Raw genomic sequence first — 11,185 nt, 5'->3', positions numbered from 1 at the left:
CATGTCGGTCCAGCCGAGAGCGTCACCACCTGTGGACGCCGGTGGTCATCCACACCCTCGCGGACCTGTACCATGGGGTGTCGTCACCGCGAGGTGGCACCTGGAGGATTCGCCTAGTGGCCTATGGCGCACGCTTGGAAAGCGTGTTGGGTGCAAGCCCTCAGGGGTTCGAATCCCCTATCCTCCGCCAGCAGCACCCGCACGACGAAGGCGCGAGACCGATCCGGTCCCGCGCCTTCGTCGTCCCCGGCCCTCGTCCGCCGGAACCGGAACTCGAGCCGTCGCCAGAACCGGAGCCCGAGCCGTCGCCGGAGCCGGAGCCACCCGGGTCCCCCACCTGGCCGACCCGGACGCCCCCCGTCAGCGATGGAGTGGCCGCGAAACGACGGAACGGGGTGGAACGGGCTGTCCCCGGTACCCGTCGGTCGCCTATGCTGACCTGACGGCGACCCCGGGACGGGTCGCCCCGGGACACGGGCGGCAGGGGCGTCGCTCGGCAGCGGTACTCGCTGTGCCCGCATCTCAGGAGGATCCGACGTGGGGGACATGACTGCGCAGGCGACCGTACGACCGCGCGCCCGGACCTACGACCTGGTCGTCCGCCCCCGGAGCGCCCTCGTCCGCTCGACCGCACTCAGCATCGTCTTCTCCGCCGTCCCGCTCGCCGTCGCCCTGGTCTGGGTGTCCTTCCCGTTCCGGCTCTGGGCGCTCATGGCGAGCATCGTCGTCCTGCTCGCCGTGGTCGTCGGCACCGCCGTGGTCCGACTCGGCACCGCGTACGTCGGCGTGGACGCCAGGGCGGTGGACGTGCACGGTGTGGTCACCGGCAACCGACGGATCCCGCGCGACGACATCGACCGCGTCCTGCTCGTCGAGACGTTCGGCGCATCGGTCGAGCGGACCGTCCGCGAGCTCGTCGCCTTCGCGTCCGACGGGTCGCACCTGTTCCGGATGCGCGCGGACGTGTGGGGTGATGCGGGCCTCGACCGCGTCGTCGACGAACTCGGGGTCACCGTGTCCGAGGCACCCCGCCCGATCTCGGCGCGCGAGTTCGCACGCCGCTTCCCGTCGAGCCGCGCCTGGTACGAGCGGTCCCGTGCTGTCCTCGTGGTCGGTGCACTCGCCGTGCTCGTGGTCGGCGGCCTGTTGGTCGTCGAGGCAGCCGGCCTCCTCGCCGCGTAGCCGACCCGGACGACCCGCCGCGCAGCGGGCCGGACCAGCCAGCTCCGCGGACGCTCGGCGAACCCACCCCGCGCCGACCGCGCCCGGTCGTGCGGCCCCGGCGTCGACCGCACCCTGCCCTCAGCGGCGACGTCGGAGCGTCGAGAAGATGCCCTGCACGACCTCCTTGGCGATGGTCCGACCGAGTCCCGACCCGAGCAGGTCCGACAGCGGATCCCCCGCCGAGCGCGTGGACGTCGTCCTCCGCGGGCTCGACCGCTTCGTCCGCCGTGCCTCCGCCGCCCGCTCGGCCCGCTCGAACTTCCGCTGCGCTCGCTCGTACTCCTGCTGCGCCGCCGACCGGTCCCGCTCCTCCTGCCGCTCCTTCGCGGCGGCCGCCTTCGCGGCGGCGGCCGCTTCCTTCGCGGCGTCGGCCGCAGCCCGGGCCGCCTCCTTCTCCGCCTCGGCAGCCGCGGCGGCAGCGGCCTTCTCGGCATCGGCGGCGGCCGCCTCGGCCGCCGCGGCCTCCATCCGGCGCGCGAGCATCTCGTACGCCGAGTCGGGGTCCAGCCGCGTCCCGTAGGTCGCGAGGAGCGGCGATGCCTGCACCCGCGCCTCCAGGTCCGCCGCGGGCATCGGCTCCATCGATCCCTCCGGCGCTCGCAGTCGCGTCCACGCCACGGGGGTCGGCGCCCCCTTCTCGTTCATCACCGTGACGACCGCCTCCCCCGTGGCCAGTGACGTGAGGACCTCGCCGAGGTCGTAGTCGCTCGTCGGGTAGGTCGACACGGTGGCCCTGAGCGCCTTCGCATCGTCCGGGGTGTGCGCCCGGAGCTGGTGCTGGATGCGCGACCCGAGCTGCGCGAGGACGTCGTTCGGCACGTCCTTCGGCGTCTGCGTCACGAAGAAGATGCCGACGCCCTTCGAGCGGATGAGCCGCACGGTGCGCACGATCTGCTCCGTGAAGTCCTTCGACGCACCGGAGAAGAGCAGGTGCGCCTCGTCGAAGAAGAAGACGAGCTCCGGCTTGTCCTGGTCGCCGACCTCGGGGAGCTCGTTGAACAGGTCCGCGAGGAGCCACATGAGGAAGGTCGAGAACACCTGCGGCTGGTCCTGCACGCCCGGCACCTCGAGCAGGCTCACGACGCCGCGCCCGTCGGACGCCGTCCGGAGGAACTCGCGGGTGTCGATCTCCGGCTCACCGAAGAACTGGTCGGCGCCCTGGTCCGCGAAGGTGATGAGCTCGCGGAGGATGACCCCGGCGGTCTGCTTCGACAGTCCCCCGAGCTCGGCGAGCTCCGCCTTGCCGGCGTCACTGGTGAGGAACGTGAGCACGCTGCGGAGGTCCGAGAGGTCGACGAGCGGCAGCCCGGCCTGTTCCGCGTAGTGGAACACGAGACCGAGCGAGGACTCCTGCGTCTCGTTGAGGCCGAGCACCTTCGCCAACAGGAGCGGACCGAACCCCGACACGGTGGCCCGGATCGGGACACCCGTGCCCTGCCCGCCGAGGCTGTAGAACTCCGCTTCGCTCGCGACGGCCTTCCAGTCCTGCCCGATGCCGGCCGTCCGAGCGAGCAGTTTCTCGCTCCCCGTCCCCGGGACCGCCAGGCCGGACAGGTCGCCCTTGACGTCGGCGGCGAAGACGGGGACGCCGTTCGCGGCGATCTGCTCGGCCAGCACCTGGAGCGTGCGGGTCTTGCCGGTCCCGGTCGCTCCGGCGACGAGCCCGTGGCGGTTCAGCATGCCGAGCGGGATCCGGACCTGAACGTCGGGCAGCGCGTCACCGTTGACGAGTGCGCCGAGCTCGAGGGCGCTCCCGTCCACCCGGTAGCCGTCCCGGACGGCGGCGACCGCGTCCGCGCCGAGCGGTCCGGTCACGTCCGCAGGGACGCCCTGCGTGCCACTGCCGGGAGGCGCGGCATCCGTCGCGGACGTCGTCCCACCCGGACCGGTGGTCGCCGACGCGGCGTCCCCGCCGCTGACCGCGGTCGACGGCGCAGGCGCAGGCGCAGGCACGGGCACGGTCGCCGACGGTGCCTCGGCCTGGTCGCTCGACGCGGCCGCGAGCGCGGCTGCGAGTTCCTCGGCGCGTGCCGCGGCCTCGTCGGCCAGCCTCCGCGCCTCGTCCGCTGCGGCCTTCGCCGCCGCTGCCGCCGCCCGTGCCTGCTCCACCGCGTCGCTCATGCCGCTCAGCATACGAACGCGCGCGCTCGTCGGTTCGGCCCAGCTGACGTCGGACAACGCCGCCGTCGTCAGACGACGCCGCCGTCGTCGGACGACAGCGACGGCGTCGCTCCACAGCGACGACACGCACCGCACCGGCTCGACCGCCGGAACCGCCGACCCGACGCCCGACGCCCGACGTCAGTGCGAGAGCGCCGGGACCGTCCGCGGTCGGACGACGGTCCAGAGCAGCACGACCGCGACGGCCGAGGTGCACGCCATGACGGCTGCCATCGGGGTCGCCGTCGTGATGCCGATCAGGCCCACGACGGGCGAGATGATCCCGGCGACGCCGAAGTTCAGGGCACCGAGGAGGGACGCGGCGGTGCCGGCCTCCTTGCCGTGCGACGCGAGTCCGATCACCTGGACGAGCGGGAACGAGAAGCCGCAGGCCGCGATGAAGAACCACAGCGGCACGAGCACCCCGACGAGCCCTGCGCCGAGCTGGTCGAGCACGATGATCGCGACCGCGGCGAGGAACAGGGTCGCCGTCGAGCACGCGAGGATCCACTGCGGGCCGACGCGCTGCGCGATCCGGGAGGAGATCTGCACCCCGAGCACGACGCCGATCGAGTTCACCGCGAAGAGCAGGCCGTACTGCTGCGCGTTCAGCCCGTAGAGCCCCTGGAAGAGGAACGGCGACGCGCTGAGGTACGAGAACAGACCGCTGAACACCATCGCGCCGATGAGCGCGACGCCGACGAAGATGCGGTCGGAGAACAGCGCCTTGTACCGCTGGCGCACGCTGGAGTGCCCCGCCTCGTGACGCCGTGCCGGCGGCAGGGTCTCGACGATGAGCAGGACGGACGCGATCACCACGGCGAGGCCGTAGCAGGCCAGGAACACGAAGATGCCGTGCCAGCTCACGAACCGGAGCATCTGCGACCCGATGAGCGGGGCGAGGATCGGGGCGAGCCCGTTCACCATGGCCAGGCGCGAGAGCATCCGCACGAGCGGCTTGCCGCCGAACAGGTCGCGCACGGTCGCCATCGCCACGACACCACCGGCCGCGGCGCCCATGCCCTGCAGCACGCGGAACAGCGCGAGCACCTCCACGTTCGGCGCGAGCGCGGCACCGATCGAGGCCGCGACGTGCAGGCTCGTGGCGACGATCAGCGGCAGCCGCCGGCCGACCTTGTCGCTCCACGGCCCGACGAGCAGCTGCCCGACCGCGAAGCCGAGCGTCGTTGCCGTCAGGGTGAGCTGGACCGCCCCGTCGGTGATGCCGAACTGGTCCTTGATCGACGGGAACGCCGGCAGGTACAGGTCGATCGTAAACGGGCCGAGCGCGGTCAGGGCGCCCAGGACGAAGACGTAGACGAGTCGCTGCCCGCGGGAGAGCGAGTCCCCGGGGTGCAGGACGACACGGAGCGAACCGGTGGTGGCGGGCGCGGTCACGGAGGGGGTCCTTCGACGGTGAGGGGGGTGGGAGGGAGCCGGCTGGACGGCTGGTGCAGCGGCGATCGAATCGATTCGTCCGTGGAACCATCCTAACCGCACCTGAGCGTCCCCTGACATGCGGTACGTTCTGATTGCCCGGTGGACCGGGCGATCCGGACAAGAAGGGGGTGGGTGTCATGGTCGACGCCCGGATCCTGCACACGACGGCGGCCCTCCGCGAAGCGATCCTGCACCTCGCGGCCGACCGCCCCGTCTCCCGCATCACCGTCGCCGACGTCACGCGCGCGGCCGGGATCAACCGCGCGACGTTCTACTCGCACGCGGTCTCCCCCGGCTCCCTGCTCGCCGACGTGCTCACGCCGGAGCTCGACCGCATCCGCGACGACGACGCCGCGGCCCGACGAGCGGCCTTCGAGCGCGGCGCCGACGCCGACGAACTCGCGGCGATCACCCGCCGAGGCATCGACGCGGTCGTCGAGCACGTGGTCGCGCACAAGGACATCTACGGCAAGGCCCTCCCGGATCCGGAGGACGGCTCGCTGCACCGCCTGCTGGTCGACCACTTCACGGTGTCGAGCGCCCGGCACATCGCGGAGCTCCCGAAGGACCGCCCGGCGCTGCTCGACGACGTCGCCGCCGGGTTCGTCGCCCAGGGCTTCGTCGGCGCGATCGAGGCGTGGCTCGCGGGCCCGCGCCGCTCGCGGCGGGCCCTCGTCGAGACGATCACGCTGTCGTTCCCGGCCTGGTGGCGCTGACGGGTCGCGCCCCGCGCGCATCGCGCGCAGCAGACCGACGGGAGGCCCGGTGCCAGCTGGCACCGGGCCTCCCGTCCGTCTCGGCGTCCGTCGCGGACGCGACAGGCGCTACCGGCGCGCCACCTGCGCCAGACCGGTAAACGACACCGACCCGAGGCCCGTCACGTCGTCGTAGCCCTTCGCGGTGGTGAGCGACGTGTCGTGGTCGAGCGTCACGAGGTAGTCCTTGCCGGACGTGGCGCTCGTGTAGGCGAGCGCGATCGGCGAGGCGGGCGACGTCACGTCGTTGAACGCCTTCGGCGTCGCACGGTAGGTGGCGTACAGCGTCGGGTTCGCGAACCCGAGCCGCGTGTGCGTCGACTGCTGCACGATCGCCATGAGCGCGGCCGTCAGCGGCGACGCGAGCGAGGTGCCGCCGTACGTCTCGTTCACGAAGTCACCCGTGGCGAGCGAGCTGTCGTCCGTGATCGGGCTGATGCCGATCGCGAAGCCGGTGTACGGGTCCGCGAGGGCCGCGAGGTCCGGGGACACACGCTTGCCGTTCGCGAGCGACGAGGGCACGACACCCTTCTGGTAGGCGGGCTGGTCGAAGAGCGTGCTCTGCCCACCGCCGGCACCGCCGCCGACGAGGTTGCCGGGGAGCGGTGCGGCGTAGACGTCGCCGCGGTCGCTGGACACGATCTGGTCGAGCACGTCGCCCCACCCGGTCTCGAACGTCTTGCGGCCGTTCGCGCCGATGCCGAGGCTCGTGCCGCCGACCGCGGTCACCCACGGGCTCGACGCCGGGAAGTCCGGCTGGGCGCTGCCCAGCGCGGCCGACTCGTCGCCGTTGTCACCGCTCGAGAAGTACAGGCCGATGCCCTCGCCGGCGGCCTGGATGTGCAGGTTCTCCTGGCCGCGGATGCTCGACAGCGGCACGTTCTCGCCGACGTCGCCGTAGCTGTTGCTCACCAGGTGCGCGAGGCCCTTGTCGAGGACCTTCGACATCGCGACGTCGAGTCCGCCACCGCAGTTCGTGCCACCGACGTACAGGATCTTCGCCGCGGGCGCGACCGCGTGCACGGACTGGACGTCGAGCGTCTCCTCGCCCTGCCACCCGCTCGGCTGCTGGCACAGCGCCTGGTCGGTGTACTGCGACGGCGACGGGACGCGCTGGGCGAACGTCGCACTGGTCAGGCCGGGCTCGCCGTTCTGCGCGGAGTAGGTGTTCGTGTCGCTGACGATCGTCGGGGAGGCGTACGCGTCGATGATCGCGACCGTCTGTCCCTCACCGCGGATCCCGTGCGCGTGCAGGGTGTCGACGCCGTAGGCGGAGCGGATCTGCTTCGGGACGTAGCCGCAGGCGAAGGTGTCGACGGTCGTCTTCCCGTACGCGGCCGGGACGGTGGCGGTGTGCTGCCCGTCGTACGCCGAGCACTGCGCCTGGATGCCGGTCGGGCCGGTTGCCTGCTGCCGCAGGGTGTGCGCCGGCGTCGAGGTCGCCGGAGTCTCGCCCTGCTGGACGAGCTCCGGGTGCGTGAGCAGCCGGCCCTGGTCGACGCTGACACCGCTGACGAGCCCGGCGATCGACGACGGCAGCGACGGCGCGCTCGCGGGTGCGACGAGGGTGTGGCCGGCGTGCCGGTAGCTGTGCAGCGTGGTGCCGAGCACCGAGCCGACCACGGACGCCGGACCGCGGAACACCACGAACTCGTGGCTGGCCGGGACGGCCGTGATCGTGAGGCCCTGGGCGCGGAGGTACCCCGTGACCGCGTCGGCGTCGGCCTTGGTCGGTGCGTACTCCGCGATCCAGGCCTTCGGACTCAGGGGCTTGCGGTACCGGGCGTTGCCGGGGGTCGACACCGCCGTCGCGAGCGCCTCGGCACCGTGCTGGTCCTGCAGCGGGAGGTACACCTCGCCCTCGACGTCGGTGCTCGCGTCGACGGTGCCGGTGTCGTTCGTGCTCGTCGCCCACGTGGGGACGGAGTCGGGCAGGGTCCGACGGGTGGCCGCGTCGGCCGGGCCGGCGGCGAGCGCCACGGCGCCGATCGTGCACGCGACGGTCGTCAGGGCGACCAGGGCGGTGCGGGTCGTGCGGGTGCCGGTCCTGCGGGGTTCGGTCCGACCAGAGGTCGGTGGGCGTCGTTGCACTTCGGGTCCTCTCACCGGGGAGCTGGGGTGAGCCGACTGTAGTGAGCTTGTGGAACGACCGGACAGTCGGTGGTTCCACCGACGAACCATGTCACCCGTGCGGGGGTGCGGACTGTCGTTCTGCTCAGCGAACAAAGGCCGTCGTTCCGGGGCGGACGGGGCGCTCGCTGGGGACTCGCCGCGAGACGCGCGACACCACTTGCGCCGCCGGGGTCATCCGTTCCCAGGCTGTCCACCACGTTCGAGCGCCCCGGCCGGCTTCTCCCCACGCTGCAGGGACTCCACGACGGCCGTCGCGCGCGCGACCGTGGCCGCGTCCGAGTCCGAGCCCTGGACGCGGTAGTCCGCGGAGACGCCGTCGCCGCCTGTGCCCGAGGCCGGGAGGGGGTCCCCGAGGGCGACGACCACCACACCGGCATCGTGCGCCACCTGGACCGCGCCGGACAGCGACGCCGGGTCGGCCGCCTCGACCAGGATCGCCTTCGCGCCGCGCTGCACGAGCACCCGCAGCGCACGGCGTTGGTCGGCGGCCGCGTCCGAGGCACCGGCGACGCGGACGTCCGAACGGAAGCCCGCTGCCGTCAGGTCGTCGTGGAACCTCGTCGCGAGCGGGACGCCGCCCGAGGTGCGGCCCGGTGTGTCCGCGCTGTGCAGCAGGACGACCCCGACGATCGCGTGCTGGTCGAACCCGCCGTCGGAGCTCGTGAGGTCGCTGCTCTGCACCGGGGTCGGGGCAGCTGAGGTCGTGCCCTGGCACCCGGTCAGGGCGAGGGCGGCCGCGAGCGCGACGGCCGCGGCGGCGACGATGCGGGAGGACACGGCCGTCACGCTACCCGCCCGCGACGGGGGACGGCTGCGGCGCGGACGGCGGTGGGACCGGACCGAGTCGTCGGACCGCGGCCCACGCGAGGAGCGCGACGGCGATCATGCCGCCGAACACCAGCGGGAAGGCCACGTCCGTGTCCGCCCCGCCCGTGCCGACGAAGAGCAGCCCGGTCAGCGCGAGCCCGATCACGCTCCCGGCGGCGTCGGCGATCGTCAGGGCACTGCTCGCGAAGCCGTCGTCGCCCTCGCCGGAGAAGCGCAGCGTGAGCATCGAGGTCCGCGGGTAGATCGCGCCCATGCCCGCTCCGCCGACGAACCAGCCGACGACGAGCAGCCACCACGGCAACCCGAACGCGGCGACGGCGAAGGCGGCGACGAGGCTGACGAGCACCAGGCCGAGACCGACCGTGAAGGTCCGGGCCGCCGTGAGCCGCTGCTCCCCCAGCCGGCCGTGCAGCCAGCTCGAGCCGGCCCAGCTGAGTGCTGCGACGGTCAGCGCGAGCCCCGCGGCCGAAGCGGACAGGCCGTGCTTCGCCTGGAGCAGGAACGGGACGTAGGCCTCGCTGCCGAAGAACGACGCGGCGACGAGACCGCGCAGGAGGACGACCGACGGCAACCCCGGCGCCGCGCGGAAGGTCCCGGCGGGCACGAGCGGACGGAGCGCCGCCCACGTGCCGACCACGCCGACCGCCACGGCCGCCACCTGCGCCCACGCCCCGAGGTCGGGCGCGACGTTGAGGAGCAGGATCGCGAGCGCGGCACCGATGGACCAGCCGATCCGGGCACCCTGCCACGGCGAACGGAGCTCCGCGGCGGGTGGGTGCAGGTGCCGGAGCGTCGGGACGAGCACCGCGAAACCGAGCACCGCGATGGCGAGTGCGCCCGCGAAGACCCAGTGCCAACCCCAGACCTCGGTGACGATGCCCGCGAGCGCCGGACCCACGAGCGCCGGCACCACCCACGCCGCGGCGAACGCGCCGAACACGGGCCCGTGCAGCTCGTCGGGGAAGATCCGGGCGACGAGCACGTAGAGGACGACGTCGATGGCACCGGCGCCGAAGCCCTCGACGAGGCGACCGGCGAGGAAGACCTCCATCGTCGGCGCGGTCATCACGACCGCGGTGCCGAGGGCGAAGAGCGCCGCCGACACCCACGCGACGACACGGCCGCCCGACCGGTCGGTCCAGGTGCCCGCGAGCACCATGCCCGGCACGCCGGCGGCGAGCGGCGCGGCGAAGGCCAGCGCGTACAGCGTCTCGCCGTCGAGGTCACGGCTGATCTCCGGCATGACCGTCGTCATCGCGAGGTTCTGGAACGCGGCGACCGCGACGATCGCGACCATGCCGGCGGTGGCGAGCGCGTACCGGCCGCTGAAGATGCTGGTCCTCGGCAGGGCGGCGGTGCTCACCGCACCATCCTAGGAGCGGCCGCCGACAGCCGTGGGGCCGCGGCTGACGGACTGGAGGCTCGTGGCGGCGCCGCCACGAGCCTCCAGGCCGTCTCGTCAGCGCGTCAGCGCGTCAGCGCCTGCCGCAGGTCTGCGACCAGGTCGCCCGCGTCCTCGATGCCGACGGACAGGCGCACGATGTCGTCGGGCACCTCGAGCTCGGTGCCGCGGACCGACGCGTGGGTCATCTCGCTCGGGTACCCGATGAGCGACTCCACGCCGCCGAGCGACTCGGCGAGCGTGAACACCTCGGTCGACTCCGCGAACCGCTTCGCCGCTGCGGCGCCACCGGACAGGGAGAGCGAGAGCATGCCGCCGAAGGAGCGCATCTGCTTCGCCGCGACCTCGTGACCCGGGTGGTCGGCGAGACCCGGGTAGAAGACCCGCTCGACGCCCGGCGCGCCGACGAGCGACTCGGCGACGGCCTGCGCGTTGGCGGAGTGCCGCTCCATCCGGACCGCGAGCGTCTTGATGCCGCGGGTGGTGAGGAACGCGTCGAAGGGGGACGAGATCGCCCCGGCGCCGAACTGGAGGAACGCGACGGCCTCGGCGAGCGCCTCGTCCGCGAGCACCACCGCACCGCCGACGACGTCCGAGTGACCGCCGAGGTACTTCGTGGTCGAGTACACGACCGCGTCGGCGCCGAGGGACAGCGGCTGCTGGAGGTAGGGCGACGCGAAGGTGTTGTCGACCACGACGAGGGCACCGGCCGCGTGTCCGAGCTCCGCGAGCCCGGCGATGTCGGCGATCTTCATGAGCGGGTTCGTCGGGGTCTCCACCCACAGCACCGTCTTCGCGGGAGCACCCTCGAGCGCGCCCCGCACGGCGTCGACGTCGCTCATGTCGACGACGACGAGCTGGACACCCCACGGCACGTGCACGCGGTTCACCAGCCGGTGCGTGCCCCCGTAGACGTCGTTGCCCATCACCACGCGCGCACCCGGCTCGAGGTACGCGCGCAGGAGCGCGTCCTCCGCCGCGAGCCCGGACGCGAACGAGTACGCCGCGACACCGCCGTCGAGGTCCGCGAGGAGGGTCTGCAGCCCGTCGCGCGTCGGGTTGCCGCCGCGCGAGTACTCGTACCCGGCGCGCATGTTCCCGATGCCGTCCTGCGCGTAGGTGGACGTGACGTGGATGGGCGGGATGACGGCGCCGGTGCCGGCGTCGGGCTCCTGCCCGGCGTGGACGGCGCGGGTGCTGAACTCGGTCATGCGGGTGCTTCCTCGGTCGTTCGGACGGTCGG

The 11,185-nt window shown here is 73.0% G+C and carries 8 protein-coding genes and 1 tRNA gene; 3 read left to right on the top strand and 6 right to left on the bottom strand.

Features of this window, described 5'->3' with window-relative positions:
- Nucleotides 1–102 precede the first annotated feature (102 nt).
- Both IEY20_RS11185 and IEY20_RS11180 read left to right on the top strand, forming a co-directional pair.
- Nucleotides 103–190, top strand: a tRNA-Ser gene (locus tag IEY20_RS11185).
- A 347-nt stretch (nt 191–537) separates the two neighbouring features.
- The gene (locus IEY20_RS11180; RefSeq protein WP_175329434.1) at nt 538–1,182 is read left to right on the top strand and encodes a hypothetical protein; all 645 of its coding nucleotides are present in this window, start codon (nt 538–540) and stop codon (nt 1,180–1,182) included.
- Between the two features lie 120 nt (nt 1,183–1,302).
- On the opposite strand, the gene IEY20_RS11175 is transcribed toward IEY20_RS11180, so the two are convergent.
- Together IEY20_RS11175 and IEY20_RS11170 are read right to left on the bottom strand one after the other, a co-directional pair.
- Nucleotides 1,303–3,345 carry a helicase HerA-like domain-containing protein gene (locus IEY20_RS11175; RefSeq protein WP_175329435.1) on the bottom strand — a complete coding sequence of 681 codons (2,043 nt, stop codon included), beginning with the start codon at nt 3,343–3,345 and terminating at the stop codon, nt 1,303–1,305.
- A gap of 180 nt (nt 3,346–3,525) precedes the next feature.
- A complete protein-coding gene (locus IEY20_RS11170; protein ID WP_175329436.1) occupies nt 3,526–4,782 on the bottom strand; it encodes a multidrug effflux MFS transporter in 1,257 nt (418 codons plus the stop codon).
- A 179-nt stretch (nt 4,783–4,961) separates the two neighbouring features.
- Between IEY20_RS11170 and IEY20_RS11165 the strand changes: the two genes are divergently transcribed.
- Complete coding sequence (locus tag IEY20_RS11165) at nt 4,962–5,540, top strand: TetR/AcrR family transcriptional regulator (RefSeq protein ID WP_022902553.1); 579 nt, start codon at nt 4,962–4,964, stop codon at nt 5,538–5,540.
- 108 nt (nt 5,541–5,648) lie between these two features.
- On the opposite strand, the gene IEY20_RS11160 is transcribed toward IEY20_RS11165, so the two are convergent.
- From IEY20_RS11160 to IEY20_RS11145, 4 genes are all read right to left on the bottom strand, one after another.
- A complete protein-coding gene (locus tag IEY20_RS11160; RefSeq protein WP_229728008.1) occupies nt 5,649–7,670 on the bottom strand; it encodes a S53 family peptidase in 2,022 nt (673 codons plus the stop codon).
- Nucleotides 7,671–7,883: 213 nt separating this feature from the next.
- Nucleotides 7,884–8,489, bottom strand: a complete 606-nt coding sequence (locus tag IEY20_RS11155; protein WP_204620543.1) for a substrate-binding domain-containing protein — start codon at nt 8,487–8,489, stop codon at nt 7,884–7,886.
- A gap of 10 nt (nt 8,490–8,499) precedes the next feature.
- Nucleotides 8,500–9,903: an MFS transporter gene (locus IEY20_RS11150; protein WP_175329438.1), complete on the bottom strand. Its 1,404-nt coding sequence runs from the start codon at nt 9,901–9,903 to the stop codon at nt 8,500–8,502.
- 104 nt (nt 9,904–10,007) lie between these two features.
- On the bottom strand, nt 10,008–11,153 hold the full coding sequence (locus tag IEY20_RS11145; RefSeq protein WP_175329439.1) for a cystathionine gamma-synthase: 1,146 nt from the start codon (nt 11,151–11,153) through the stop codon (nt 10,008–10,010).
- Nucleotides 11,154–11,185: the final 32 nt, after the last annotated feature.

This window comes from Curtobacterium luteum, assembly GCF_014646995.1.
In the GTDB taxonomy this organism is placed as follows: domain Bacteria; phylum Actinomycetota; class Actinomycetes; order Actinomycetales; family Microbacteriaceae; genus Curtobacterium; species Curtobacterium luteum.
The sequence above is the reverse complement of the archived record's forward strand: the minus strand, read 5'-3'. Positions and strand labels throughout refer to the sequence as shown.

Excerpts from the sequence above, each read along its gene's own strand:
- IEY20_RS11145 (WP_175329439.1), bottom strand. The coding sequence starts at position 11,153 with ATGACCGAGTTCAGCACCCGCGCCGTCCACGCCGGGCAGGAGCCCGAC.
- IEY20_RS11175 (WP_175329435.1), bottom strand. The coding sequence starts at position 3,345 with ATGAGCGACGCGGTGGAGCAGGCACGGGCGGCGGCAGCGGCGGCGAAG.
- IEY20_RS11165 (WP_022902553.1), top strand. The coding sequence starts at position 4,962 with ATGGTCGACGCCCGGATCCTGCACACGACGGCGGCCCTCCGCGAAGCG.